We start from the raw sequence: 25,500 nt of genomic DNA, 5'->3' as shown, positions 1-25,500 counted from the left end.
GGGTGGCGGTCAGCCGGGGGAGAGGGACTGCTCGGCCCAGACGGTCTTGCCGGTGAGGGCGTGCCGGGTGCCCCAGCGCCGGGCGAGCTGGCCGACCAGCAGCAGGCCCCGCCCGCCCTCGTCGAAGGTCCGGGCGCGCCGCATGTGCGGGGCGGTGCTGCTGGAGTCGAAGACCTCGCAGGTCAGCGTGGAGTCCTCGTGGATCAGCCGCAGCTGGATGGGCGGCCGGCCGTAGCGGATGGCGTTGGTGACCAGTTCACTGACCGTCAGTTCGGTGATGAAGGCGGCGTCGTCCAGCCCCCAGGCGGTCAGCTGCTCGGTGGCGTGTTTGCGTGCCCGGGCGACGACGGCCGGGTCGGAGGCCAGGTCCCAGGCGGCGACCCGGTCGGCGTGCAGGACCCGGGTGCGGGCGACGAGCAGGGCGATGTCGTCGTCGGGACGGTGGGTCAGCATGGCGGTGAGGACCCTGTCGCAGACCGTGTCGAGGGTCTTCGCGGGGCGGGCGAGGGCGGCGAACATCTTGTCCAGCGCCTCGTCGATGTCGTGGTCGCGGGCGGCGAGCAGACCGTCGGTGTAGAGGGCCAGGAGGCTGCCCTCGGGCAGTTCGGTCTCGAAGGTCTCGAACGGCAGGCCGCCCAGGCCCAGCGGCGGGCCGGCCGGGACGTCGAGGAAGCGGACGGCGCCGTCCGGGGTGACCGCGGCGGGCGGCGGGTGGCCGGCCCGGGCGAGGGCGCAGCGGCGCGAGACCGGGTCGTAGACCGCGTACAGACAGGTGGTGCCGATGCCCCCGGCACTCTCGGCGGCGCCGTCCGTGCCGCCCTCGTCGGCGGACAGGTGCAGGACGAGGTCGTCGAGGTGGGTGAGCAGTTCGTCGGGCGGCAGGTCGACGTCGGCCAGGGTGCGCACCGCGGTGCGCAGCCGGCCCATGGTGGCGGAGGCACGGATGCCGTGGCCGACCACGTCGCCCACGACGAGGGCCACCCGCGCACCGGACAGCGGGATGACGTCGAACCAGTCGCCGCCCACGCCGGCCCGGGTGCCGGCGGGCAGATAGCGGGTGGCGATGTCCAGGGCTCCCTGGTCGGGCAGCGTCTGCGGGAGCAGGCTGCGCTGCAGGGTCATGGTGCTGGTGTGCTCCCGGCTGTCGCGGCGGGTGGTGTGGATGCTGACGGCCGCCTTGGCGGTGAGTTCCTCGGCCAGCCACAGGTCGTCCGCCTCGAAGGGCTCCGCGCGCCGGTGCCGGCCGAAGAGGGCCACGCCGAGCGTGGCGCCGTGGGCCCGCATCGGCACCACCAGCACCGAGTGCGTTCCGCTCCCGAGGAGCCGGGCGGCCTCCGGGTCCTGTCGCGCCCACCGCACGAGGTCGGGTTCGGCCGCGTCGTACAGGGCGCCGTGGCCCTGGGCCAGGCACCGGGCCACCGGTGACAGGGCCGGGTAGCGGGTCTTTGTGTCCGCTGCGGCGGGGGGGCCGTCCTCGGGGACCGAGCGCACCGCGGTGCGGGTCATGGCGAGGGGTCCGGCCGGGGCGGCGGGGGAGGGCTCGCCGCCGTGCCGGGGTGCGTCCAGCAGATCGACGGCGGCGAAGTCCGCGAGCCGGGGGACGGCGATGTCGGCCAGTTCCTGCGCGGTGCGCCCGCTGTCCGCGGTGGTGCCGATGCGGGCCGAGGCCTCGCTCAGCAGGAGCATCCGCTGCCGGGCGAGATGCTCCTGGAGCCGCTGGTGCGCCGCCAGGCACACCGCGCGCACCCGGCCGGCGGGGTCCTTCAGCGGAACGAGGGAGGTCGACCAGCCGTCTTCCGCCCCGGTGCCCGCGGGGCCGGCGCCCGCCCGCAGGTGCTGCGGGCCGCCGCCCTCCAGCACCCGGCGCATCTTCGCCTCGGCCTCGTCGCTCACCGGATGCGGCACGATCTCCGGCAGGCGCAGCCCGCGCATCTGGTCCTCGGTGAGGCACAGCACCTGCTCCATACCGGCGTTGGCCCGCACCAGCCGCAGGTCCGCGTCGAAGACGGCCAGGACACAGGGCGACTGGCGAAACGCCCATTCCCCCAGCAGACCGCTCCCGGGCGTCCCGCTCCCGGACGACTCGCCTCCGGACGACTCGCTTCCGGGCGCTTCGCTTCCGGACGTCGCGCCCCCGGCTGCTGCTCCTCCGGGCGTGCCGGCAGGCGTTTCTCCTTCGGGTGCGCCGGTCACGGCGGACACCACGAGCCACTCGGTGACGGGGCCGTCCGCCGTACGGCGGTGCGCCAGCAGTTCCCGCCGCAGCCGGCGGCCGTCGCGGTGCCGCAGCGCCACGGTGCCGCTCCACCGCTCCTGTCCGGCCGCGTCCCGCAGCGCCGCCGCGCCGGCGTCGTCGGCGAGCAGACGGGCGGCGGGCTGTCCCACGACCTCCGAAGGCGGGTAGCCGAGCAGTTGCCGGGCACCTTCGCTCCACTTCGTCACGATGCCCCGCGCGTCGACGGCGGCGGTGGCCGTGGGAGGGGGAGTGGGAGGGGCCGTGCGGGCCGGACCGGGGGAGGCGTCCGACTCGTGTGGCCGCTCACCAGGATGGGTGGGAAGTCGCTCCATCGCCGCTCATCTCGCCCTTCGGGAACCTGCACGGCCGGGGGCTCTCCTGACAAGCATGATCCCGGGGGGCACGGAGCACCAACCCGGCGCCGTCACCGCGGGCGCGGCCCGCCGCCTCGTCCGTGAGCGCGCCTCTGCAAACCCGCGGGGATTGCCTGTGACAGGCCTGTGACAGTCGGCGGACACCGTCATGAAGTCCCCCGGCCACGCTTTATGTAAAGCGGACAAAAAGCCTTATTCGGTCATATGTCCCCTGCTTTCAAGGGTGTGAGCAGCGACGACCGAGCCGACACGTCGGAGGAAATCCCATGAGCCTCACACTCGCCACGCCGCATGCCGAAGCCCCCGTCCCCGCGCTGGCCCCCCGCGAGCAGGAGACGCTGCGGCATATCGCCGCAGGGCGCACCTACCTCCAGACGGCCCGCCACATGGGGCTCTCCAAGCACACCGTCGACGCCTACCTCCGCCGTATCCGGGCCAAGCTCAACATCAACAGCACCGCCGAACTCACCCGGCTGGCCATCTCCCTGGGCCTGTGACCACCACACACCCCGAGGCCGTGACCACCACGCTCCCCGCGACCGCGATGTGACCGCCGCGCCGCACCGCCGCTGCTCACCGGCCCGGGCCGAACTCCCCTCGGCCCGGCCCCGTCAGCAGCGGCACGCCGGCGCCAGCAGCGGCACGCCGGCGCCGTTTTTGGCGCCGCCCCGGTGCCGGAAGGCCATGCCCGGCCACGTTTCACATGCCCGGCCTGGGCCGGCTCGCTCGTGCGGCCTGGGACAGGGCGGTCCCCGCGAACGCCACGAAGGCGACACCGCACCCCAGCAGGCCGGTCCGCTCGGGTACGAGGAGGTCGGCCTCGCTGTCGGAGTACGTGCAGGTGAGGGAGGGCGGAAAGACGGTTCTTTCGATGTCCCGTACGTCGATCCGGATCAGCTTGGTTTCCGGGGGGATTGTCTTCGCGTGCAGGCACTCGTCGTAGAGCTCGGTCCGTGAGAGTTCCATCGCGGGGCCGACACCGGTCACCCAGATCATGACGGCCACCAACGGCGACCAGATCGCACCGGCCCGCACCCAGCGCGAGGCCCGCGACCTCCGCCCGATCAGGATGACGGAGAGTGTCACGGCCAGGACCCCGGTGCCCGCCCACATGACCCACGTGCCCAGGACTGTGGGGTGCGACGGTCCATAGGCCCCCGAGTCGCTCCAGTAGCAGGCGACGTCGGGCGGGAAGGCGTCCACGCGCACGCGCACCAGCGGGAAGTCGTTGTCGAGGGTCTTCTGGCCGCACACCTGCACGGGATCGGTGAAGGCCAGCCCGTACGCCACGGCACCCGCGTATCCGAGCACCGCCACACCCGCGCCGATGACGGCCCAGCGGACCTGCCGGGACGGACGACGCAGGGCCGCCCACAGAAGGTACGCAACCGATCCGGCCGCGCACAGGAAGAGACTGACCAGCGGCACGGCGTAGAACACCAGCATGCTCACGGCCTTTGCGCGCGCTCGTCCACGGACCGGGCGGATGCGGACCGGGCGGACATGGACCGGGCGTATACGGCCAGGGCCACTGCGCTGACCGTGAGGCCGGCCAGCGCCGGGTTCACGTATCCGGGGACCTCCCGGTCGTAGGTGGTCCCGTCGCTTCGATGGCACACGAACCGGACCGGCACCCACCAGACGTGGTAGTCGTCGATCCAGTAGTCGCGTTCCTGCACGCCCGTGCGGCACGGCCGGATGGGCGACGAGTCCGCCCCGCCGTCCTCCGCCTCCAGCGCCGCTCCCGCGACGTACAGCATTCCCCAGGCGTACATCACGGCCGCGCCCGCCGCGACGACATACGCGAGACCGCGGAGCGAGCGCGCGAGCCCGCCTCTCCAGACACAGGCCAGTCCCCGGCCCAGGAACACCACACCGGAGACGACCGCGACCAGGACGACCAGCAGACAGAGCAGGAAACTCACGTCATCTCCCCCCGGCCCTCGTCCTCAAGACGTATGTGATCCCGCACCGCATGATCCCCTCCTGTCACGGTTCCCCGGGGGCGGGGACGATCAAGGGAGGGCGGGCGGTTGCACGGGCCCCGGCCCAACGGCCGGCCCCGTCCCGCCCGGCGCAGGAGACTGCGGCCCCGTCCCGCCCGGCGCGGGAGACCGCAGGCCCGTCCCGCCCGGCGGAGGAGACTGCGGCCCCGTCCCGCCCGGCGCGGGAGACCGCAGTCCCGTCCCGCCCGGCGGAGGAGACCGCGGCCCCGTCCCGCTCGTTCCTCACTTGACGCAGGGCCGGCCGCCGACATGCGGCCGGCACAGTTGACCGGCCGTCAGAAGACTGTGCCCGCAGGCAGGTTGCCCGCACGGCCTGTCCGCCCGGGCCGCGCCGTCCATGATGCCGAAGGAGAAGCGGACCCTGGCGGACGCGGACGCCGCGATCCGCCAGGCCCGCAGGCGATCACGAAGATCGTCTCCCCGGGCCACGTCTTCAACCTGCCCGCCCAGCCCGCCGCCCGCTGACCGCCCCGCGCGAGGCGGAGCCTGCGTGCGGGGGGCGGTCGCGCAGCAGCGCGAAGGGGATGGGCGGTGCGCGGCCTCAGCGGCGGCGCCGGTACAGCACGAAGACGGCGCCCAGCGCGCTCCCGGCGGCGGGCAGTGCCCAGCCGCCCGCACCCCACCGGTAGTTCCCGCCCTCCTGCAGGCCGAAGGCGAGGCAGCACAGGGCGGCGGCGGACAGCAGGGAGGCCGGCCAGGTCGAACCGGCGCCGCCGCAGCCCCCGCCCCCACCGCTCCGCAGGCCCACGGGTGCGACAACTCGCTAGGGCCTGTCCGGCGGATCACGCAGGTGAGCGGGGTCTGGCACGCCCTCCCCCAAGCTCTTCGAGCAGGGGGTGCCCCCAGCGGCGTTGTCGTCGGTCGCCGACTCCCCCGAGCTCTCGGCTTCGCTCGAGCAGGGGGGACCCCCATCGCGTCGACTCCCTCCTCCGCCTTGCAGCTGCACGCACCAGACCCCGCTCACCTGCGCTTATGAGGCGCCGTTACTTCCCTCCGACCTGATCCGCCGGACAGGCCCTAGCCTGGACACCAGGGGGCGGCTCGGGCGAAGCCCAAGGAGGCTGACGTGGCTGAAGCGACTCCTGAGGCCGGAGCGAAGGACCGTGACCGGACATCCGCCGGCCCCCGCGGCACCGGCACCCCCGGCTACCTGCCCATCGCCGAGCACGGCCTGATCGGCGACCTGCGCAGCGCCGCCCTCGTCGGCACGAACGGCACCATCGACTGGTACTGCTGCCCCCGCTTCGACGCACCCAGCGTCTTCGCCTCGATCCTCGACGCCGAACGGGGCGGATCCTTCGAACTGGCCCCCGACGTCCCCACCCGCACCAAACAGTTCTACTTCCCCGACACCAACGTCCTGATCACCCGCTTCTTCGCGGACGACGGAGTCGGCGAGATCCAGGACTTCATGCCCGTCGTCGACGACTCACGCGAGGCCGACCGCCACCGCCTCATCCGCCGCGTGGTGTGCGTGCGCGGAGCACTCCCCTTCCGCGCCCGCGTCGCCCCCCGCTTCGAATACGGCACCGCACCCCACACCGTGCACGCCGAGGCCGGCCAGGCGGTCTTCGCCTGCGCCTCGCTGCGCCTCGCCCTGACCTCCACCGTGCCCATCGAGGTCGACGGCCCGGACGTATGGTCCCTGTTCAAACTGCACGAGGGCGAGACGGCCGTCTTCACCATCGACAAGATCGGCGGCGACGTGGCACCCCGTTTCTGCGCCGTCGCCGAGGCGGAAAGAGAATTCAACGCGACCGTGCGCTACTGGCGCCGGTGGCTGTCCCAGTCCCGCTACCGCGGCCGCTGGCGGGAAATGGTCCACCGCTCCGCCCTCACCCTGAAACTCCTCACCTACGCCCCCACCGGCGCCATCGTCGCCGCGCCGACCACCAGCCTGCCCGAACAGATCGGCGGTGAACGCAACTGGGACTACCGCTACGTGTGGATCCGCGACGCCGCGTTCTGCGTGTACGCGATGCTCAGACTCGGCTTCACCGACGAGGCCGAAGCCTTCATGGGCTTCGTCACCGAACACGTCCAGCGCGCCCCCGACGGCCCGTTTGGACCCACCGGCCCCCTGCAGATCATGTACGGCATCGACGGATGCCGTGACCTGCCCGAACGCGAACTGCCCCATCTCGAGGGCTACCGCGGCTCAGCCCCCGTACGCGTCGGCAACGCCGCCGTCGACCAGCTCCAGCTCGACATCTACGGGGCACTCGTCGACTCCCTCTATCTCTACGACAAGTGGGGCAAGCCCATCTCCAGCGCCCACTGGGACAGCATCAGCGAGCTCGTCGACTGGGTGTGCGACCACTGGGACCAGCCCGACGAGGGAGTGTGGGAGACCCGCGGCGGCCGCAAGACGTTCCTCTACTCCCGCCTCATGTGCTGGGTGGCGATCGAACGTGCCATGCGGCTGGCCCGGCACCGCGGCCTGCCCGCCGACATGGTCCGCTGGGGCGCCGCCCGCGACACGATCTACCGGCGGATCATGAGCCACGGCTGGTCCGCCGAGCGCCACGCCTTCACCCAGTACGAGGACAGCGACATCCTCGACGCCTCCCTGCTGATGATGCCGCTGGCGAAGTTCATCGCCCCGACCGACCCCAAATGGCTCGCCACCCTCGACGCCCTCGGCGAGGACCTGGTGTCCGACTCCCTGGTCTACCGCTACGACCCCCAGGCCAGCCCCGACGGCCTCCAGGGCGAGGAAGGCACCTTCTCGATCTGCTCCTTCTGGTACGTCGAGGCACTCACCCGCGCGGGCCGCCTGGACGAGGCCCGCCTCGCCTTCGAGAAGATGCTCACCTACGCCAACCACCTCGGCCTCTACGCGGAGGAGATCGGCCACACCGGCGAACAGCGCGGAAACTTCCCCCAGGCCTTCACCCACCTCGCCCTGATCAGCGCCGCCTTCAACCTCGACCGCACGCTCGGCTAGAACGCACGCCCGGCCGGCACCAGCAGCCCAGGACGCCGCCTGCCCCCGCGCCCGGCCCGGCCGCCGCGAGCGGCAACACCCGCCCCCGGGCCGCGCCGCCCCACCGCACCCCGCTGTGACGCAGCTCCTGTCGCCTCCGCGGGAGGCCGCCGTACCGTTGTCCGCCACGCACATCCCCGCCCGGGCGCGCAGTGCCCGCGACCGGATCACCCACACCGGAACACCCAGGACAGGCGGGCACACGCACAGGACGGTCCGCCATGCCCACCGCTCTCTCGCCCGTCATCGCCGCCTCCACACGCTGGCTGCTGTCGGCCTTCCCCCCGGCCGCCGGCCCGCTGAACCAGGCCCTGGCCGAAGCCCAGGCAGGGCACGCGGCCACCATCGCCGCCGCCCTGCGCTACCCCACCGCACTGGACGCCGAACTGCTGGACCTGCTCGGCCCCGGCGGCTCCGGCCGGCTGGACTTCGTCACCGGCGCCGACGCACCCCCGCTGACGGACGCCACCCACGCCTGGCGCACCCAGGTCGACGAGACCGTCGTCAGCTGGGCGGCCTGCCTGCTGGCCGACGCCGACCTCGCCGCCCTGGCCGCCGCCTGCCTGGCCGCCACCCACCACGGCCCCGACAGCGTGGGCGACGCACGCCGGCTGACCATCCCCAGCCCGCGCGACCACCGCGCGGCCCCCCTGCTGCGCCACCCGGACTTCCTCGGCCCGATCGCGGACCTCCACCGCGAGACCCTCCTCGGCCTCCTCGGCGCCGCCCCGGCCGTCACCGCCCCCGAGCCCAGGTGACCACCACGCCCGTACGACCACAGGCAGCCGGCCACCGTCCGGCCGCCGCGGCCCGTGGTGCTCAGGGCGCCTTGAACAGAGCCGGGAAACGCGGAGCGAGCCAGGGCTTGCGCCCCCCGACCAGGATGCGGCCCTGAGCGAGGGCGCCCCACTGGCCCCGGCGCCCGAGCGCCATCAGGAGAAACATGACCGGCTCGATGAGGATGGTGCAGTCCACACGCCCCGGCAGCCGCTCATCGACCGACACCGCACCCCCGGCCACCCGCACACCGAACCGGCCGCCGCCCCACAGGCGGATCGCGTAGCAGGCGCTCAGCCCGGCCGTGTGGGCCGTGTCGGTCACCCGTGGCATCACCGTCATCAAGAACGGCAGCGTCAGCCGCACCCGCTCCCGGTCGATCATGTGCGCACGCCCCAGCGCACGGGCGAGATCGTAACCGTGTCCCAGCATGTGCGCGAGCAGATACGACCCCAGCACATCCGGTCCCATCGGGCCCAGCGGAGTGACCACCGTCCCCTCCGCGCTCCGCTCCTCCAGCGCCCTCAGACACGCACCGGCCTGCTCCACGATCATCCCGGCCAGCGGCTCGGCCCCGCGCTCACCGAACGCGGCGAGCGCCTGCTCGTTGGCCGCGGCCAGACTCTGCGGCGTGCCGTCCCCGTAGCTGCGCGCACGTCCCGCCGCGATGTCCGCCATCAGCTCGTTGGCCAGTGCCAGATGCGCGGCCGCCTCCCCGACGCTCCACTGCGACTGCGGCACCCGGCGTTCCATGCCGGCGCCCGCCCGCAGCAGTACGGCGATCTCCTCGGCCGTATCCCGTATCGCCGCACCGAGCCCCTCGGGCACCGCGCCCCGTACGTCCGGTCCCGCCACTGGTTCCACGCCGCCTCATCCTCACTTCTCGTCCCCGTCACGGATCACCCGGCGTACAGAAGACCAGGTGACAAAGGCAGCGACAAGCCCCCGAACCACGCGGCCGGGACCAGACCGTTCACCGAGTTTCTGCGAATCTCAGTGATTCGCCCATTGCTGGCGAAGGTCCCCGTCTCACTCAATACCAGGAGGTATCAATGCGGGGTAGACGCTTCAATGCCACCGGCCCCGCAGGACGGGGTCTTACGGTCGGCTCCACGTCCGTTTTCTGTCTCCGGGCCACTCCCGGCGACGTGCCGCTTCACGAGCGCGGCGAGGTTCAGTGCCGCGTTCTCATCCCGGTCGAGGACGAGTCCGCAGTGTTCGCATACGTACATCCGTATCCGGAGAGGCAGTTTGGGTGTCACTGCCTGGCATCCGGAACACGTCTTGCTGCTGGGGAACCAGCGGTCCGCCACTTCGAGCGTTCCGCCGTTCCACCGGGTTTTGTAGGCGAGTTGACGCCGGATCTCGCCGAACCCGGCGTCGGCCACGACGCGGGCGAGTTTGCGGTTCTTGAGCATCCCCGAGACGTTGAGGTCTTCCACCACGATCGTGCCGTACTCGCGGGCCAGGCCGGTGGTGAGCTTGTGGAGCGCGTCCCGCCGCAGGTTCGCGGTGCGGTAGTGCACCCGGTTGCGGGCCGCATCCGCGCGCTGCCAACGCTTCGAAGGCTGCTGCCCGGTGCGCCGGTCAGGGCCCAGGCGGCGGGCGACCGTACGGGACAGGCGGCCGAGCTTGCGGCGCGCGGTGCCGTAGTGTTTGGGGTTCTCGGCCCTCGGGCGGCCGTCGGAGAACACCGCGAGGTGCTTGATGCCCAGGTCGACGCCGATCACCGTATCCGCTCGGGACGGGGTACGGTCGGTGCGCTCGACTTCGCAGGTGAAGGACACGAACCAGCGGCCCGCCTCGCGGCGGACGGTCGCCGACTTCACCACCGCCGTGTCGGCCGCGATCCGGCGGTGCAGCTTCCGTGTGGACTCATGCGCCCTGATCGTTCCCAGGACCGGGAGCGTGACATGCCTGCGGTCGTCTTCCAAGCGGATCGTGCCGGTGGTGAACCGAACCGACGGCGTGGTCTTCCGCTTCGACTTGTAGCGAGGAAAGCCCATCCGCGGGCCCTTGCGCTTGCCGCGCTTGGAATCGGACCAGTTCTTCAAGGCCCGGGCGAGCTGATCCAGCCCGGTGGCGTACGCCTCCTTCGAGCACTCCGCCCACCACGGCGCCACCTCCCTCTTCGCTGCGTTCCAGGCCTTGCGCATGGAATACATCGACCAGCCGAACGACGGCGTCAGATCGGCCTCGGCAATGCCGTAGGACCGTTCCGCCTCCCGCTGCCCGAGGTTCGCTTTCACCTGCGCGATACCCCAGTTGAACGCCACCCGGGCCGCACCGGCATGCCGCAGCAGCGCGCCGACCTGACCAGGCGTCGGGTCCAGTGCAAACCGGTAGGCATGCGTGACGATCACCCGATCAGGCTACTGGCCGCCACCGACAACACCCCGACCATTAACGGAAGTTGAGAAACGCTGAAATTCGATGACGAAGCCCACAGCCGTTAAGAACCCCCGCCAGGCCCGTCCGCCGGGCCCGTTTGCCAGGCGGGTTCGCCAAGTCCGGGCGCCCCGGGCCGTGTTGAGGGGACGCCGGAGGCGGATGGCATAGTGCCCCGCATGCCGATACGGACCGCACGCCCGCAAAAGGGCAGGTGGTGGGGAGCCCTCGTCGCACTCGTCCTCACGGCCGCCGCGCCCGCCGCCGCCGACGGGCCCGGTGAGACCGGCCTGCGGTTCGAGGCCCCCGGAACGTTCGTCATGTACAACGCCGACGAGGGCGCGAAGGCCGAGAACGCCGCCTTCGTCCTGCCGGTCGCCGTCGTGCCCGGGAACACCGGACCGGCCCGCAACATCACGGTCGTGGTGGACGTGTCGGGACTGGCCGGGGTGGCCCGCGGTGCTGATCTCGGCGGTGCTGGCTGCCGTGGCGGTCGCGGCCGCAGGGGCGACACACCGCCGCCGCCGGGCCGTGGCCGTCCCCGGAAGCTCCGCGGACGGCGAGCGCTCCGGCAGCTGACAGGCGCCGGCGCAGGGGAGACGCGGGTCACATCGGGCCATCCTCGGAGTCATGTCACAGGAGGCCGGGCTACCTCGTCTCAGGGGATGTAGCCACGGACGGCCTCAGAGGAGCACAGCATGGACGCGCGACTGGACTACTTCGCCGACCCGACCGCCGGAAAGGCCCTCAAGTACTTCATGGCGGCGGGCAAGGCGCTCAAGGACTCGCCGCTGCCGGCCGCGACGCAGGAGCTGGTGGCACTGCGCGTGAGCCAGATCAACGGATGCGCCGCCTGCATCGACATGCACACCAAGGAGGCCGCCGCTGCCGGCGAGACCCCGGTACGCCTCAACCTGGTCGCGGCGTGGCGGGAGGCCACGGTCTTCACCGAGGCCGAGCGTGCCGCGCTGGAGCTGGCGGAGGAGGGGACCCGGGTCGCGGACGCGGCCGGCGGGGTCGGCGACGAGGTGTGGGCGCATGCCGCCAAGCACTATGACGAGGAGCAGCTCACCGCCCTGGTGGTCCTGGTCTCCTTCATGAACGCGGTGAACCGGCTGAACGTCATCACCCGGCAGCCGGCCGGCAACTACGAGGCGGGGCAGTTCCATTGAGAGGTGGAGGGGAGATGCCGGGCAACAGGAGTGTGACCTCGTGAACCTCGCACTGTGGATCGGTGCCGGACTGCTGGCCGTGGTGGCCCTGACCGGTGGCATCAGCAAGACGTTCGTGCCCAGGGAGAAGCTGGCCGCGGTCCAGGGCGGGGGATGGACCGAGGGCGCCGGCGCCGGCTTCGTCAAGACCCTCGGTGTCCTCGAACTCCTGGCCGCGGTGGGCCTGATCCTGCCCGCTGCGGTCGGCATCGCACCGGTTCTGGCGCCGGTGACCGCCGTGTGCTGGGTCCTGCTGATGACGGGTGCGATGATCACCCACGGCCGGCGCGGCGAATCCCTGTATGTGGTGCTGAACCTGATGTATCTCGTGCTTGCGGCATTCGTGGCATGGGGCCGCTTCGGCCCCGAGTCCTTCATCGGCTGACCAGTGCCACAGTGCACCAGAAGATGCCTGCGCCGACGGGTGCGGCCGGATACGGGGCGTTCGAGGGAAGAAGGGGGTTCGGCGTGAGCAAGGTCGAGGAGTTCGAGGAGCTGCGGCCGCTGCTGTTTTCGATCGCCTACCGGATTCTGGGCAGCGTGGGCGAGGCCGAGGACGCCGTGCAGGAGACATGGCTGCGTTTTGACGGCTCGTCGACCCGGCCCACGTCGACCAAGGCTTTCCTGTCGGCCGCGGTCACACGGATCTCCATCGACGTGCTGCGCTCCGCACGGGCGCGGCGGGAGGAGTACGTGGGTCCGTGGTTTCCCGAGCCGCTGCTGAGCGATCCGTACCAGGATCCGGCACGGGCGGTGGAGCTGGCCGACTCGGTGTCGATGGCGGCGCTGCTGCTGCTGGAGCGGCTCAGCCCGCTGGAGCGGGCGGTGTTCGTGCTGCGCGAGGTCTTCGCCTTCGAGTTCGACGAGGTCGCCGCGGCGGTGGGGCGTTCGGAGGCGGCATGCCGGCAGCTGCTGGTGCGGGCGCGGCGGCACATGGAGGCCGGGCGGCCGCGGTTCGAAGCGGACCGGCAGGAGCGGCACGAGCTGGCGACGCGGTTCTTCGACGCGCTGAAGAGCGGTGATGTGGACGGGCTGCGGGATCTGCTGGCCGCCGATGTGCAACTGGTCGGGGACGGCGGCGGCAAGGCCCCGCAGCTGGCCAAGGCCGTCATGGGCGCGCAGAACGTGGCCCGGGTGCTGGGCACGGTCTTCCCCTTGATGAGCCGGATCGACGTGACGTTCGAGCCGCACGAGGTCAACGGCCAGCCCGGCGCGATCTTCCGGGACCGGGACGGCAAGGTGCTCCACACCCTGGCCCTCGACGTGCTCGACGGCCAGATCCAGACCATCCGCACGGTGATCAACCCCGACAAGCTCGGCCACCTCGGACCGGTCGCCGACGCCTGGGCCGTCGACCGCGAGGTGAAGCAGGCCCGCCGACAGATGAACTGACCCCGGTGCGCGGCGCGGACCGGCTCGTCCGCCGGCAGCTCATGCCGGCGGCCACAGGGCGGTTCCCGCCCGCCCGCACACGGCCACGCGGCCCGGTCACTTGAGGATGTTGACGGCCCGGGCGACCACCAGCACCACCGTCACCAAGGAGACCGAGGACTGCAGCATCATCAGCATCTTGGCCCACCGCGACAGTGGCATCACGTCGGTCGGGCTGAAGGCGGTGGAGTTGGTGAACGACAGATACAGGTAGTCCAGGAACGCCGGCTCCCAGTCCGGCGGCGCGGTCTGCGGGCTCTGCATCTGCACGAAGAGGAAGTCGGCGTACTGACTCTGGCCGCGGACCCGCGCCATCGGCCCGCCGCGGTCCCACTCCCAATACCACAGGGCGAACACAATGACGTTCGTCAGCCAGATACCGCCGCCGGTCAGCAGCAGCGGCCCGGCCTCCGTCGCCTCGGTTCCGTTGACCAGACCCGTCACCAGCCGGACCGCCGACCAGCCGTTGGCCAGACTGATCACACCGGTCAGAGCCAGCCCCCACCACCGCAGCCACCGGGTGCGGGGCTCGACCCGCCGGGGATTCGCCGCGATCAGACCGGCCAGCAGCACCAACTCCAGGGCCGGCAAAGCCCAGTACGGATGGAAGGCGAGCCGGTGCGGCAGCATCCACTGCAGCGCGACCGCCACCAGGATCACCGCGGTCACCGCCCAGCGCGGCTCACCCCGCGTCGCCCGCCGCCACGCGGGCGCCACCTCACGCTCACCGCTCTCCAGCAGCCGCTCGATCCGCGCCAGGCGGCTCTCGGCATCACCCGTACCGTCACTCATGGAGACGATTGTCCTCGGCGGAGCCCGCCCCTTTGAACGGGCCCCGACACACTTGGCGCCGATGCCGACCAGCCCCGCCAGTAGGCATCGACACCAGCACAAGGACACATGTTGCCGCCACTGACATACACCCTCCGGACCCGCACCGACCGCGGCTGCTCCTGGACGGTCACCGCCACCGGGGCCGACGACACCGGCATCGCGCACCGGGGCCCGGGGGCGGCATGAACGACTTCGAGGCGATCGACCAACTGCTCGCAGCCGCCGCTGAACCCACCCCCTCCCGCCGGCCGGACAACGGCGGGCCCTGCACGCGGCCCTCAGCCTCTCGCGCGCCGAAGTGGCCCGCGCCCTCGGCGTGAGCCCGTCCACGGTCGCCCGCTGGGAATCCGGCCGCGACCCCAGCGGCGAAACCCGCGAGAAGTACGCCTACTTCCTCAAGGGCGCCGACGCGAAGATCAGCACCCGCGACACCACCGCCCCCGAGTCGGCACCCACCGACCCGCACCACGAAGAGCAGGGCGAACTCACCACGCCGCAACCCTGCGTGCTGTGCGGACACCCCGCCCGCCACGAGGTCGCCGGATACCCCCCAGCACCTGGACCCGCCGAATGCCCCGCATGGGAGCACGAGCACACGCTCCCCAACCCCCTGGGCAGCAGGGACGAACCAGGCCCCCTGTGGGTCACCGAACCCACCCTGCGCCTGCTGCTGCGCCTGTCCTCCCCGAAGTACGGACTGTGCGACCCGCCCCAGATCCACGAGTCGTTCACCTCCGGCGCGACGGAGAACCTCCTGGAGAAGTTCCGCATCGCCCTCAAGGACGCCAGGGACAGGGCGATCGACACCGGTGACGAGGTGACCCTGGAATACGTCAAGGCGATGTACTCCAAGTTCGTCTCGACGATGGGGGAGTCGAACTGCAACCGCGAGCTGTACCGCCCCGACTGGATGCACCTCATCCGCTCACAGGCCTTCGCGAACCTCTGGACCGAGGCGTTCAAGGCGTACGAGGAGGGCCTCACCCTCGTCCGTGCGATAGGCACCGACGAGCTCCACGTGATCGGCGACTGGCGCGCGGTCTTCCCGGAGGGACGCGGCGTTTCCGAAGTGAAGATCAGGACACGTACGTCATCGGCTCCTAGAAGAACCATTCCGGACCACTAATGCCGGAATTCACCCAAGCCCATTGCCGCCCCCCGGATCCTGTATTCCTGACTCACCCTGAAATGCGGGACGATGAGGCACCGTCAAGTTCGGCTGCCAGGAAAGCGAGGAGACGAAATGTCGGAAAGGAACAACGATTTCGGCAAATTCGGCGCTCGCGGAATCAAGGTCCACGAGGCCGTGGCCCGGCAATTCGACGCGCTCGCGGGGTTCGTCGCCACCCCGGTCACCGCCCGGCGCTGCCTCCTCGCCCGGCTCCACTACCTCACCCGCTCGGAGCGTGCCCGCGCCGCGGCCCGGGAGGCCGGTCTGACGGTCACCGACCGGACGCTGAAGGCCTGGCTGGACGGCAGGCGGAGTCCCTCGAGGAAGAACCTGCGGAACATCGAGAGCGCGTACCTGCAGGTGCGCCGGCGCAATGTCGCGCGTTACCTGCTCGGCCGTCTCAATCGGGAAGGCCGCGGGACCCGCGTGGAGTTCCACCCGCTCAACCAGTCCCAGGTCACCAGGGCGGCCTAGGCCTCGACGATGCGGTCCCAGTGACGGACGTTGAGGGTGCGGAACTCGACGACGCGGTGGTGGGGCAAAGGCCCTCGACGACGCCTGGATCAACGAGGCCGTCGTGGACCTCGGTTCCCAGTGGGGCCAGTACGAACGGCTTCGCGGCCTGACCCGCAGGTCCACGGGCCCGCCTGCCGGACGGGTTAAGGATTCGGGGCGGTACCGCATTCCCGCGCCGAAGGATAAGAAACCCATAAACTTCGGGTGCATGGCGGGGTGTTGTCGGGGAACTCGCTGCTTCGGAGGTTGATAATTATGGTTCCCCTGCTTCTCGTTCTTCTGCTTGCTCTGGTTCTCTTCGGTGCCGGTTTCGCGCTGAAGGCTCTGTGGATCGTGGCCGTGATCGTGCTGGCCGTGTGGCTGCTCGGTTTCGTCATGCGTTCCGCCGGAACCGGCGGCGGCCGTGGCCGCTGGTACCGCTGGTAGCGAACGGCAGTCCCACCCCCCCCGTGCGGGGCGACCCCAGGCGTTGACGTCCGGGGCCGCCCCGCACGCTTGTGACTCTTGTGCCACCTTCTCGGCTGTGAACGGCCGAGCTTGTACGGCTCAGCGTTGTTCACGCCTTGTCGCGCTCCCGACTGTCCCCTACGACGAGACGGTCACGGGTCGCATCTCCCGCCTCTGGCTACACCGGTGGCGGGACGGGCATGGTGACGAATACCCACGCCGAGCGTGCACGGTCGCGCACGTTGACCCCGGCGACGACATCGGCGGGCCCAGCGAGGCCGCACCGACGACAACAGAAACGGTCCCGGGTGGGCCGGTTGGCCCGCTCCGTGTGCCCGCAGCGCGGGCAGCGCTGCGAGGTGTAGGCCGGATCCACTTCCAGGAACGGCACCCCGGCCCGACGGGCCTTGTAGGCGAGGTGCTGTCCGAGCTGGTGGAACGGCCAGGAGGAGAGCGTGGTCCGCTGGTCGCGGCGTAGCCGTACCCGCTCGCGGATCCCGTCGAGTGCTTCGACGGCGATCCCACGACCGGTGCGTTGCGCGACGGACACGATCTCCTTGGCGATCACATGATTCACGTGGGTGGCATGGCGCTGTTCCTTGCGCTTGCGGCGGGAAAGCCGCCGCCGGGCGGAACGGGTCTTCTTCTTCTGCAGTTCGGCGCGTTTGCGGGCCTGCCACCTGCGGTAGCGCGTCAGGCGGCGGCCCTGGTAGTTGGTCCCGTCAGACGTGGTCGCAAGGTTGGCGATGCCGCGGTCCACCCCGATCCAGTCCGCCGGCTCGAACATCTCGGCGTCGGGGATCTCGCAGGTCGCGATCAGGAACCACTTCCCGCCCCGCTGGATGAGGTCACTCTCGCCGCGCCGGTACTGGACCAGGGTTTTGAGCTGGTCGGGGTGGCCGGTGTAGCGGATTCCCTTCATCCGCCCGTCCACGGTCCAGATGGAGACGGTGCGCGCGTCGTGCTGCCATGACAGGCAGCGGTCGTCGAACGGCTGGGCCGCCTCCGGCCGGAAGACGATCGGTGTACTGAGCGCCTTGCGATACCGCCGGGATGTCGAGGGTCCCAGATTCCCGGCGTGCAGGTTGGCCCGCAGGGTGGCGTAGGCGTCGACCACCTTCTTCACCGCCCGCACCGCCGGCTGCGCGGACAGCCCGAAGGCCGTCTTCAGGTCCGCGTACACCTCCTTCTGCAGACCGTTGCGGTCCCTCACGCCTCGGTTGAGGGCGACGGTGGAGGCATGCGTGGCGGCCCTGTTGTAGGCGCGCAGGGTCGCCTCCAGTGCCGACGCCTGCACAGGCGTCGGCAGCAGCTTTACCTGCACCACCAGCTTCACAACCCCGGACGGTAGTACGACCACCGCACGCGTGGCCGACCCATGACCGGAAGTCACCACTGCCGGTGACCTGTAAGGCGGTTGTTCGTATTGCCTGGCTCTGCCGGGCAGCCGTGCGGGCACTCCGCCCGACAAGTGCAGATGAGGCGACGCTCCGCGTCGAGGCCGCAGGAGGCGATTCCTCCCTGGCGTGAACGCCGGGGCATCTTCGCCAGAATCAGGTGAAAATGCCGGCGCCGGTGTGCGGGCGGCGGGGGAGCGGGGCAGGAGAACGGTGTGGCCGGGAGGTCCGCTGTGCGCGCCCGGAACCGCGCACCTCCAACACGGCGGGCTTCCCGGGCGCACCCGGCCGCACGCCTCGGGCAGAGCGTGGATCACCCCGGGCCGAGGCGGAGAGGCGCTGAGGGCTCGACGCCGCGAGCTCGGCACACGGCGGCGCCGCCTCTCAGCGGACCGGCAGGACCGTTGTCATGGTGCCGTTGAGAAGGTGTTCTCGGCCCAGCCGGCGAACGACGTCCAGCGCAGATCCGGATGGGCGGCGTGCAGCGCCGGCAGGTCGACGCGGTAGCCGGGGCCACGCAGGAACGCCCACATCGCCCGCATGTCGTCGTTGCCGATCTCGTCGAGCTGCACTTCGTTGTGGCGAACGGTCGCACCGACTGCCGTGCTCAACGCGGCCGCCATGTCATCGGGCGTGGGGGCGTCGCCGGCCAACTCGATGCGCTGCCCGGCGAACGCGTCGGGCGCGGCGAAGACGGCGGCGGCGAACTCGCCCAGATCGGGGCGTGCCAGTTGCTGCAGCGGACGGTCCGCCGGCAGGGGCAGATCGAGCACTCCCTGGCGGATCCGGTCCTCGTCGCCGAGGGCGTTGTCGAAGAAGTAGGTGGGCCCCAGGATCGTGTAGGGCACCTCGCCTGCGGCCAGTTCCCGCTCGATGACGGCCTTGGTCTCGAAGTGCGGCACGCCGGTGTCCTGGTCGGCACCTGCCACGGAACTGAAGACCAGGTGTGGCACACGGGCATGACGGGCGGCGGCGAGGATGGTCCGGCCCTGTGCGATCTCGGCGGCCGGTCCTGACTCGAAGGGCGTGGTCATCGCGAACACACCGGCTACGCCCCGCATGGCTGAGGCCAGGGACTCGCGGTCCGTGAGATCTCCGGCCACCACCTCGACGTTGCGGGCGGCCAGAGCCCGGGCCGAAGCGGATCGAGGGTTGCGGACCAGGCCACGGACGGCGGCGCCGCGGGACAGCAACGCGCTGACGACGGCACCGCCCTGTCCTCCCGTCGCTCCGAGAACCAGCACCGACTGGTCGACATTCAAGAGGAAAGCTCCTTCCGGTCGGCCCCGAAGGGCCCCGCCGCTGGTGGGACCGAGCCGCTGGATCACTTCTTGCGATGCGGACGCACGGCTGCTCGTGGAGCATGCAAGCGTCCCGGTCCGGTTGCCGGTGAGGCGCGCCGGGTTGCCTGATTCTTCTGCTGAGGGCAGCGTGGTCGGTATCGGTCGGCTGTCCTGGGAGGAGTGTGCTGTGGCCGTGATCTCCGATGGGGCGTCGCGGACGGTGTGGCCGCGGCTGCGCGTCGCCGACTGGACCGAGACCCGGGACACACTGCACATGTGGACCCAGATCGTCGGCAAGATCAGGCTGGCCCACGCGCCCCTGGTCAATCACTGGTGGCAGGTCACCTTCTATGTCAGCCCGCGCGGCCTCACCACGTCGGCGATCCCCTACCGCTCAGGGGTCTTCGACATCGAGTTCGACTTCCTCGACCATCAGCTGCGTATCCGCAGCAGCGACGGCGCCGACCGCAGCGTGGCCCTGGAGCCGAGGCCGGTGGCCGACTTCTACCGCGAGACGATGCGGGCCCTGAGCGAGCTGGGAATCGAGACAAAGATCCAGGCGTCTCCCAACGAGGTGGACCCGGCGATCCCCTTCGATGAAGACGACCGGCACACTTCCTACGACCCGAGGGCCGCGCAGCTCTTCTGGCGGCAGTTGCTGCAGGCCAACCGGGTGCTGGGGGAGTTCCGCTCGTACTTCGCCGGCAAGGTGAGCCCGGTGCACTTCTTCTGGGGCGCTATGGACCTGGCCTGCACGAGGTTCTCGGGACGGGCGGCGCCGCCGCATCCCGGCGGGGCCCCGAACTGCGGTGACTGGGTGATGGTGGAGGGCTACTCCCGCGAGTTGAGCAGCTGTGGTTTCTGGCCCGGCGGCGGTGAAGAGGGAGCCTTCTACTCGTACGCCTATCCCGAGCCGGGCGGTTTCGCCGGCCACCCGGTCACCCCGGCCGGCGCGTTCTACAACCCTGACTTCGGCCAGTTCCTTCTGCCGTACGAGGCGGTGCGCACTGCGGCCGACCCGGACCGGGCACTGGCCGGCTTCCTGCACACGACCTACGAGGCTGCCGCGGAACACGGCGGCTGGGACCGGGCGGCCCTGGAAGAGGACCCGAACCGGTGGCGACAGCACCGGTAGAGGGGCGGGCATGTGTGCGGCGTGCGAAGCGCCGGACCGAGGACCGCATTCCCGCCCGGCCTGAAGGCCGGGATTCCCTGCGAAGATTCAGAGGATGGCGATGGCGATGACGCCGTCGCTGAACGCGACCACCCGGGCGGGATTGCGCTCCACACCGAACGACGTCGCCCCTCCTCCCGGTCCATCCGGTCCTCCCGGTCCGTCTGGTCCATGAACAGGTTCTGTCATCGCCCCAGCCTCCGGCACCGCACGCTCCCGCACGCGCAACCAGGGCGCGTTTCCCCTGGGGACGGCCAAGGCCGCGCCCGGCGCGGGGAGCACGCTTCTATCAGGATCGAAGTGATCGACCTGGGCGGCCCGTGTTCGGCATAGTGGCCGCAGCACACCGTGCCTCGACGCACCTTGATCCGGTCACCGCTGGGTGACACGACAACGCGGGGGAATGCATGCGTGCTCACAGGAAGATCGGCGCGGCGTTGGCGACAGCGGCGCTGGCCGTCGGGTTCGGCGCGGTGGCGGCTCCGTCCGCCGATGCGGCCGCGGGCTGCTGGACCAACGACGGCGGCATCAGGTGGTACTGCAACAACGTGTCGGGCGCGCCCGTCTACGGCATCATCGGCAACAACCACTCCTACCCCGACCCCGGCAAGATCGTCGGCTACATGTACTCCAACCCGAGCTGGTTCTACTGCAAGGAAGACGGCCAGGCGTGGGTCGGCGGACCGCACCCGACCCGCTGGCTGATGACCGTCGCCGACAACGGACAGCTGGGATTCATGAAGGACACCGCGATCTACAGCGAGACCGATCCGGTGCTGGACTGCTATCGCTAGCGGGTCACCGGGTGGAGCTCAGGCCCTGACGGGACACGTGTCAGGGCCTGCCTGGTCATGTGGTGCCTGATCATGTCGTCTCCGCCGCGGGAAGGGCGGGGCGAGTTCAGGCGTCCGGGCGGGCCGGCTGCCTGCTGCTGGCGGCGGTGGCGGCCTTGGCGGTGGGCCACTGCGCCAGCGAGATCATCCCCGTCACCCGGCGGATGAGGTAGAAGGCCAGGGGCAGTTCGACACACGCCGCGAGCACCGCCGACAGCCACACCCCCGAGGTGCCGAAAGCGAGCGACACGTCGAACCACGCGTCGCAGATCAGCAGCACCGCCGTCGCGGTCGCCGACACGATCACAGCGCGGTGCCGCAGCCAGCCGAGAAGCGCCGTGGCCGCCATCGCGACCATGAGCAGGGCGTCGAATCCGACCCAGGTCACGCGCCACTGGCGGACCTCGTACACGGACGGCAGCGTCATCGCCAGCAGGACCGTCCACGGGACAAGACCGAGGGCGCAGACGGTGAGCAGTTCCAGCGTGTGGCGCCGGTGCCGTCGTATCCGCTCGGGCAGATCGGCCGCCGGTGCCGCGGCTCCCTCCTGGGTGCTGGCTTGGGCGTCGCTCACGTCGGCTGCTCCGTTCTCGTCCGTCCCGGGCGGACAGCGGCGGGGCGCTCCGCCGGCGTCGGGCGGTCAGGTGCCGGTGATGATCCAGCCCGGAACTGCCAGGCTAGCCCGCACCCGTTCCGCCCCGGCTCCGGGCCCCCTGATGTGCCGTACGCCCGCAGTGGAGCTGCCGTCGTCCGTCAAGTCCCGAGTTCTCCTGTCACGTATTCCAAGGGCATGACTCCTTTCGTCCGCCGGTGCCTAATGGAGATGCGGGCCCGTTCAACAGCAGCTGGGCCCCCGCCGAATGGCCGCGAATTGTCAGGACTGTTCGGAAAACCCTGATTATTTCTCACGGAGGAGAATTCCCATGACCGTACTTCCCGTACCCAGCGCCTTGTGATGCTTGCCGCCTCGACCGCCCTGGCGGCAGGAGGCGCGCTGATACCCTCCAGCGCTTTCGCCGCCCCGGCGACGCCGCACACCGCGACCGTGGCCACGGTCGCGGCAGGCCACCAGGGCCACCAGGCCGCCGAGATCACGGGGTTGGTCAAGAACAGTACGACCACCACCACCAGTACGACGGTCAAGAAGGAATTGACCCTCAAGGGCCTCAAGATCACCACGATCGTCAAAACGACCAAAATCACCAAGAATTCCAAGGGCGTCGTGATCAAGAAGGTCGTCAAGGTGACCAAGAGTGTCAGGACGATCAGCATCGGTGGAAACAACGGCAACAACAATAATGAATAGCAGCCGCTAGGGCCGGGCTGAGGAACGTCGTCCCCGGCGGTGCGGGGTGCGTGGTGGGAGCCGCGTACCCCGCACCGCCTTGCTGGACACCGGCCGCATCGGCGCCCGGCCGCATCGGCGCCCGGCCGCATCGGCGCCCGGCGGCAACGCCGCCCCTCCGGCGGGACCGGACGGCAGAGATGTTGCGCGAAGTCTTGACGCGCCCCGCCCCGTTGCGTAGATATGACTGCGCAGTCATGACAGCGCAGTCATGCATCGGACCGGTACTAGGATTCGGCTGCCGAAGATCGGGAGACACCATGACACCAGGGGCAGGGCGCGGCGCGGGAGCCGCGCCGCGCAGTGTGGATGTGGCGCGCCTGGCGGGTGTGTCGCAGAAGACGGTGTCCCGGGTCATGAACGACGAGCCGTACGTCTCGGCGGACGTGCGCCGCCGCGTCCTGGCGGCGGCCGAGGAACTCGGCTACCGCTCGAACAACGCGGCCCGCGCCCTGGCCTCCGGACGCACCCGGTCCATCGGCGTGGTGACGCTCGGCACCGCCCTGTACGGTCCGGCCTCGCTGCTCATGGGCGTCGAGCGTGCCGTGCGGGACACCGGCTACGCACTGCGTGTGGTCAACACCATGGAAGGCGAGAGGGCGGGCATCGCCGGCGCCGTGGACTCGCTCCTGGACCAGGGCGTGGACGGCATCGTCATCTCCGAGCCGATCGACGAGGCGGACGGCGCGGATCTCTCCGCACGGGTCGACGTGCCGGTCCTCGTCCTCGGCGCACCCCCGCCCATCACCGCCTCCCACGTAGTGACGGCCGGCATCGTCTCCAGCCAGATGGCGCGGGCGGCCACCGAGCACCTGCTGGAGCTGGGCCACGCCACCGTCCACCACCTGGCGGGTCCACAGCGCTGGTACTCGGCCCGGGACCGTCTCGACGGATGGCGCGAGGCGCTCGCCGCGCACGGCCGGGCCGAGCCGCCGGTCGTCGAGGGCGACTGGTCGGCCGCCTCCGGCTACACGGCCGGCCGTGAACTTCTCGCCGACCCCGGTGTGACCGCGGTGTTCGCCGCCAACGACGACATGGCCATCGGCCTGATCCGCGCGCTGACGGAAGCCGGCCGACGCGTGCCGCAGGACGTCAGCGTGGTCGGCTTCGACGACATCCCGGTCGCCGCCTACGTGACCCCGCCGCTGACCACGGTGCGTCAGCCGTTCGACGCCATGGCCCAGGACGGCCTGAAGCTCCTCGTACACGCCATCGAGAACCCGCAGGCACACCCGCTGCCGATGACCGACCCACCGGTCGAACTCGTCGTCCGCGCCTCGTCGGCGCCCCCGCCGCCCCGCTAGACCCCGGGCCACTGGAGTCCCCTTCACCGACGGAGGTCCGCCCCCACCAGAGCCATCCACCGCTTCCACCGCTTGCGGCGTTGCCCCAAGCCAGCCCCGCCCCGCCCAACTCAGCCCAGCTCAGCCCAGCTCAGTCCAGCTCAGCTCAGCCCAAGCCAGCTCAGCCCGGCCCAGTTCCTCAGCCGTACCCACCGCCGCTCCCCGGGCCTCGATCAGGCCCCGCACCGGCCGCCGTTTTCTCTCGCGCCCTCCCTGGCGCGACCCCTGACAGGCCCGCCCTCCCGGCCCCGCCCGTCACGCCACACCGCGCCTGACACCACCCGAATCCAGCTTCAGCACGCCGTCGCCCGGTGTGCCGGTCCCCAACACCCTTCTGCGGGAGTTCACCATGTCCGGACCCTTCTCCAACCCCTCCTCCAGCCCGTCCCCCCTGAGCCGTCGGGGCTTCCTCGCCGCCACGGGCGCGCTGTCGCTGGCCGCCACGCTGTCCGCCTGCGGCGGCGACGGCGGCTCCACCGCCGGTTCCTCCGCCAAGCCGGTCGGCCAGGCCGACATCGACAAGGCCATGAAGACCCCGACCCGGCTGACGTTCTGGACCTGGGTCCCGAACATCGACAAGGAGGTCGCGCTCTTCGAGAAGAAGTACCCGGCCGTCAAGGTCAAGGTCGTCAACGCCGGTCAGGGCACACCGGAGTACACCAAGCTGCGCACCGCGCTGAAGGCGGGCAGCGGAGCCCCGGACATGGTGCAGATCGAGTACCAGGCCATCCCGACCTTCACCATCACCGACAGCCTGCTGGACCTGCGCCCCTACGGCGCCTCCGCGCTCAAGTCCACGTTCGTCGACTGGACCTGGGGCCAGGTCTCCGGCAGCGGCGGCGAGATCTGGGCCATCCCGCAGGACACCGGCCCGATGGGCATGCTCTACCGCAAGGACATCTTCGACCAGCACGGCATCGAAGTCCCCACCACCTGGGACGAGTTCGCCGCCGCCGCGCGCAAACTCCACAAGGCCGACCCCGACATCTACCTCACCAACCTCGCCGCCAACCAGGTCGCCGCCTGGCACGGCCTGCTCTGGCAGGCGGGCGCCAAACCGTACGTGACCTCCGGCAAGAGCGACATCACCGTCAGCGTCGACGACACGGTCTCGAAGAAACTCGGCCAGTACTGGGGCACCCTCGCCAAGGAAGGCGTGATCGGCGTCGAGCCGGACTTCACCGACTCCTGGTACGCCGCCCTCAACAAGGGCAAGTACGCCACCTGGCTCACCGGCGCCTGGGGCCCGGCCTTCCTGTCCGGCTCCGCCAAGGCCACCGCGGGCAAGTGGCGCGCGGCGCCGCTGCCGCAGTGGGACGCCGCCAAGCCCAGCGCGGGCAACTGGGGCGGCTCCACCACCGCGGTCATCCGCTCCACCAAGAACCCCGTTCAGGCGGCGGTGTTCGCGCAGTTCCTCAACAGCGACCCCGCCAGCGCCAGGATGTTCGCCACCGAACAGTTCTTCTTCCCGGCGACCAAGACCCTGCTCGCCGACGCGAGTTTCCTCGGGGACACGCCCGCCTTCTACGGCGGCCAGAAGGTCAACCAGGTCTTCGCCGACATCAGCACCCAGGTCAACCCCGCCTTCCAGTGGCCGCCGTTCCTCGACCGGGTCGCCACGGACTGGACCGAGACCGTCGGCAAGTCCCTCGCCGACAAGACGGACACCGTCCGCGCGCTCGGGTCCTGGCAGTCGCGCATCACGACCTTCGCCAAGAGCCAGGGCTTCACGGTCAAGGGAGGCTGAC

At 70.8% G+C, this 25,500-nt stretch carries 23 protein-coding genes and 2 pseudogenes; 15 read left to right on the top strand and 10 right to left on the bottom strand.

Annotation, left to right across the window (positions count from 1 at the left end):
• Positions 1-9 precede the first annotated feature (9 nt).
• Positions 10-2,568, bottom strand: a complete 2,559-nt coding sequence (locus tag ACFZDJ_RS28930) for a SpoIIE family protein phosphatase (RefSeq protein WP_391063102.1) — start codon at positions 2,566-2,568, stop codon at positions 10-12.
• 308 nt (positions 2,569-2,876) lie between these two features.
• Here ACFZDJ_RS28930 and ACFZDJ_RS28925 point away from each other — a divergent pair, with 308 nt between their 5' ends.
• Positions 2,877-3,107: a response regulator transcription factor gene (locus tag ACFZDJ_RS28925; protein WP_060900198.1), complete on the top strand. Its 231-nt coding sequence runs from the start codon at positions 2,877-2,879 to the stop codon at positions 3,105-3,107.
• A gap of 202 nt (positions 3,108-3,309) precedes the next feature.
• On the opposite strand, the gene ACFZDJ_RS28920 is transcribed toward ACFZDJ_RS28925, so the two are convergent.
• The 3 genes from ACFZDJ_RS28920 to ACFZDJ_RS28910 form a co-directional block, all read right to left on the bottom strand.
• Positions 3,310-4,056 (bottom strand): hypothetical protein, encoded by a 747-nt coding sequence (locus ACFZDJ_RS28920; RefSeq protein ID WP_391063384.1) that lies wholly within the window; start codon positions 4,054-4,056, stop codon positions 3,310-3,312.
• 2 nt (positions 4,057-4,058) lie between these two features.
• Positions 4,059-4,535, bottom strand: coding sequence for a hypothetical protein (locus ACFZDJ_RS28915; protein ID WP_390933060.1), 477 nt, complete (start codon positions 4,533-4,535; stop codon positions 4,059-4,061).
• Positions 4,536-5,157: 622 nt separating this feature from the next.
• A complete protein-coding gene (locus tag ACFZDJ_RS28910; protein ID WP_391063099.1) occupies positions 5,158-5,364 on the bottom strand; it encodes a hypothetical protein in 207 nt (68 codons plus the stop codon).
• 402 nt (positions 5,365-5,766) lie between these two features.
• Between ACFZDJ_RS28910 and ACFZDJ_RS28905 the strand changes: the two genes are divergently transcribed.
• Together ACFZDJ_RS28905 and ACFZDJ_RS28900 are read left to right on the top strand one after the other, a co-directional pair.
• Positions 5,767-7,563: a glycoside hydrolase family 15 protein gene (locus tag ACFZDJ_RS28905; protein WP_390933108.1), complete on the top strand. Its 1,797-nt coding sequence runs from the start codon at positions 5,767-5,769 to the stop codon at positions 7,561-7,563.
• A 260-nt stretch (positions 7,564-7,823) separates the two neighbouring features.
• Complete coding sequence (locus tag ACFZDJ_RS28900; RefSeq protein WP_390933059.1) at positions 7,824-8,360, top strand: hypothetical protein; 537 nt, start codon at positions 7,824-7,826, stop codon at positions 8,358-8,360.
• A 61-nt stretch (positions 8,361-8,421) separates the two neighbouring features.
• Here ACFZDJ_RS28900 and ACFZDJ_RS28895 read toward each other — a convergent pair whose 3' ends face one another.
• Both ACFZDJ_RS28895 and tnpB read right to left on the bottom strand, forming a co-directional pair.
• A complete protein-coding gene (locus ACFZDJ_RS28895) occupies positions 8,422-9,243 on the bottom strand; it encodes a maleylpyruvate isomerase family mycothiol-dependent enzyme (protein WP_391063096.1) in 822 nt (273 codons plus the stop codon).
• A 185-nt stretch (positions 9,244-9,428) separates the two neighbouring features.
• Positions 9,429-10,742 carry an IS607 family element RNA-guided endonuclease TnpB gene (gene tnpB, locus ACFZDJ_RS28890; RefSeq protein WP_391063093.1) on the bottom strand — a complete coding sequence of 438 codons (1,314 nt, stop codon included), beginning with the start codon at positions 10,740-10,742 and terminating at the stop codon, positions 9,429-9,431.
• Between the two features lie 204 nt (positions 10,743-10,946).
• On the opposite strand from tnpB, the gene ACFZDJ_RS28885 reads away from it, so the two are divergent.
• From ACFZDJ_RS28885 to ACFZDJ_RS28870, 4 genes are all read left to right on the top strand, one after another.
• Positions 10,947-11,438 carry a hypothetical protein gene (locus ACFZDJ_RS28885; RefSeq protein ID WP_390933056.1) on the top strand — a complete coding sequence of 164 codons (492 nt, stop codon included), beginning with the start codon at positions 10,947-10,949 and terminating at the stop codon, positions 11,436-11,438.
• A 27-nt stretch (positions 11,439-11,465) separates the two neighbouring features.
• A complete protein-coding gene (locus ACFZDJ_RS28880; RefSeq protein WP_391063091.1) occupies positions 11,466-11,939 on the top strand; it encodes a carboxymuconolactone decarboxylase family protein in 474 nt (157 codons plus the stop codon).
• 40 nt (positions 11,940-11,979) lie between these two features.
• Positions 11,980-12,363 carry a DoxX family protein gene (locus tag ACFZDJ_RS28875; RefSeq protein WP_390933055.1) on the top strand — a complete coding sequence of 128 codons (384 nt, stop codon included), beginning with the start codon at positions 11,980-11,982 and terminating at the stop codon, positions 12,361-12,363.
• A gap of 83 nt (positions 12,364-12,446) precedes the next feature.
• Positions 12,447-13,370, top strand: coding sequence for an RNA polymerase sigma-70 factor (locus ACFZDJ_RS28870; RefSeq protein WP_391063088.1), 924 nt, complete (start codon positions 12,447-12,449; stop codon positions 13,368-13,370).
• Between the two features lie 96 nt (positions 13,371-13,466).
• Here the strand turns inward: ACFZDJ_RS28870 and ACFZDJ_RS28865 are convergent, their stop codons facing one another.
• Positions 13,467-14,201 carry a hypothetical protein gene (locus ACFZDJ_RS28865; RefSeq protein WP_391063086.1) on the bottom strand — a complete coding sequence of 245 codons (735 nt, stop codon included), beginning with the start codon at positions 14,199-14,201 and terminating at the stop codon, positions 13,467-13,469.
• A gap of 224 nt (positions 14,202-14,425) precedes the next feature.
• On the opposite strand from ACFZDJ_RS28865, the pseudogene ACFZDJ_RS28860 reads away from it, so the two are divergent.
• From ACFZDJ_RS28860 to ACFZDJ_RS28850, 3 genes and pseudogenes are all read left to right on the top strand, one after another.
• Positions 14,426-15,369: pseudogene (locus ACFZDJ_RS28860) on the top strand (helix-turn-helix domain-containing protein).
• 117 nt (positions 15,370-15,486) lie between these two features.
• Positions 15,487-16,024: pseudogene (locus ACFZDJ_RS28855) on the top strand (transcriptional regulator); the annotation flags it as partial.
• A 161-nt stretch (positions 16,025-16,185) separates the two neighbouring features.
• Positions 16,186-16,356, top strand: a complete 171-nt coding sequence (locus tag ACFZDJ_RS28850) for a hypothetical protein (RefSeq protein WP_037652668.1) — start codon at positions 16,186-16,188, stop codon at positions 16,354-16,356.
• A gap of 199 nt (positions 16,357-16,555) precedes the next feature.
• Here ACFZDJ_RS28850 and ACFZDJ_RS28845 read toward each other — a convergent pair whose 3' ends face one another.
• Together ACFZDJ_RS28845 and ACFZDJ_RS28840 are read right to left on the bottom strand one after the other, a co-directional pair.
• A complete protein-coding gene (locus ACFZDJ_RS28845) occupies positions 16,556-17,713 on the bottom strand; it encodes an RNA-guided endonuclease TnpB family protein (RefSeq protein WP_391063082.1) in 1,158 nt (385 codons plus the stop codon).
• Positions 17,714-18,181: 468 nt separating this feature from the next.
• Complete coding sequence (locus tag ACFZDJ_RS28840) at positions 18,182-19,036, bottom strand: NmrA family NAD(P)-binding protein (protein ID WP_391063079.1); 855 nt, start codon at positions 19,034-19,036, stop codon at positions 18,182-18,184.
• 208 nt (positions 19,037-19,244) lie between these two features.
• Between ACFZDJ_RS28840 and ACFZDJ_RS28835 the strand changes: the two genes are divergently transcribed.
• Entirely contained in the window at positions 19,245-20,192 is a 948-nt protein-coding gene (locus tag ACFZDJ_RS28835; RefSeq protein ID WP_390933047.1) for a DUF5996 family protein, read from the top strand.
• 446 nt (positions 20,193-20,638) lie between these two features.
• Positions 20,639-21,025 (top strand): hypothetical protein, encoded by a 387-nt coding sequence (locus ACFZDJ_RS28830; protein ID WP_168515926.1) that lies wholly within the window; start codon positions 20,639-20,641, stop codon positions 21,023-21,025.
• Positions 21,026-21,131: 106 nt separating this feature from the next.
• Here the strand turns inward: ACFZDJ_RS28830 and ACFZDJ_RS28825 are convergent, their stop codons facing one another.
• Positions 21,132-21,638 carry a hypothetical protein gene (locus ACFZDJ_RS28825; RefSeq protein ID WP_391063076.1) on the bottom strand — a complete coding sequence of 169 codons (507 nt, stop codon included), beginning with the start codon at positions 21,636-21,638 and terminating at the stop codon, positions 21,132-21,134.
• A gap of 378 nt (positions 21,639-22,016) precedes the next feature.
• Between ACFZDJ_RS28825 and ACFZDJ_RS28820 the strand changes: the two genes are divergently transcribed.
• The 3 genes from ACFZDJ_RS28820 to ACFZDJ_RS28810 all read left to right on the top strand — a co-directional run bounded on the left by ACFZDJ_RS28820 (position 22,017) and on the right by ACFZDJ_RS28810 (position 25,499).
• A complete protein-coding gene (locus ACFZDJ_RS28820; protein WP_391063074.1) occupies positions 22,017-22,370 on the top strand; it encodes a hypothetical protein in 354 nt (117 codons plus the stop codon).
• A gap of 299 nt (positions 22,371-22,669) precedes the next feature.
• Positions 22,670-23,713 carry a substrate-binding domain-containing protein gene (locus ACFZDJ_RS28815; protein WP_391063071.1) on the top strand — a complete coding sequence of 348 codons (1,044 nt, stop codon included), beginning with the start codon at positions 22,670-22,672 and terminating at the stop codon, positions 23,711-23,713.
• A 388-nt stretch (positions 23,714-24,101) separates the two neighbouring features.
• On the top strand, positions 24,102-25,499 hold the full coding sequence (locus tag ACFZDJ_RS28810) for an extracellular solute-binding protein (RefSeq protein WP_391063068.1): 1,398 nt from the start codon (positions 24,102-24,104) through the stop codon (positions 25,497-25,499).
• Position 25,500: the final 1 nt, after the last annotated feature.

Source organism: Streptomyces sp. NPDC007896 (assembly GCF_042959425.1).
In the GTDB taxonomy this organism is placed as follows: domain Bacteria; phylum Actinomycetota; class Actinomycetes; order Streptomycetales; family Streptomycetaceae; genus Streptomyces.
Note: the sequence above shows the minus strand (reverse complement) of the source record. Positions and strands in the feature narration are given on the sequence as shown.

Coding starts and splice junctions, on each gene's coding strand:
- ACFZDJ_RS28865 (WP_391063086.1), bottom strand. CDS start 14,201: ATGAGTGACGGTACGGGTGATGCCGAGAGCCGCCTGGCGCGGATCGAG.
- ACFZDJ_RS28920 (WP_391063384.1), bottom strand. CDS start 4,056: ATGCTGGTGTTCTACGCCGTGCCGCTGGTCAGTCTCTTCCTGTGCGCG.
- ACFZDJ_RS28830 (WP_168515926.1), top strand. CDS start 20,639: ATGCGTGCTCACAGGAAGATCGGCGCGGCGTTGGCGACAGCGGCGCTG.
- ACFZDJ_RS28925 (WP_060900198.1), top strand. CDS start 2,877: ATGAGCCTCACACTCGCCACGCCGCATGCCGAAGCCCCCGTCCCCGCG.
- ACFZDJ_RS28930 (WP_391063102.1), bottom strand. CDS start 2,568: ATGGAGCGACTTCCCACCCATCCTGGTGAGCGGCCACACGAGTCGGAC.
- ACFZDJ_RS28880 (WP_391063091.1), top strand. CDS start 11,466: ATGGACGCGCGACTGGACTACTTCGCCGACCCGACCGCCGGAAAGGCC.
- ACFZDJ_RS28885 (WP_390933056.1), top strand. CDS start 10,947: ATGCCGATACGGACCGCACGCCCGCAAAAGGGCAGGTGGTGGGGAGCC.
- ACFZDJ_RS28850 (WP_037652668.1), top strand. CDS start 16,186: ATGGTTCCCCTGCTTCTCGTTCTTCTGCTTGCTCTGGTTCTCTTCGGT.
- ACFZDJ_RS28900 (WP_390933059.1), top strand. CDS start 7,824: ATGCCCACCGCTCTCTCGCCCGTCATCGCCGCCTCCACACGCTGGCTG.
- ACFZDJ_RS28815 (WP_391063071.1), top strand. CDS start 22,670: ATGACACCAGGGGCAGGGCGCGGCGCGGGAGCCGCGCCGCGCAGTGTG.
- ACFZDJ_RS28810 (WP_391063068.1), top strand. CDS start 24,102: ATGTCCGGACCCTTCTCCAACCCCTCCTCCAGCCCGTCCCCCCTGAGC.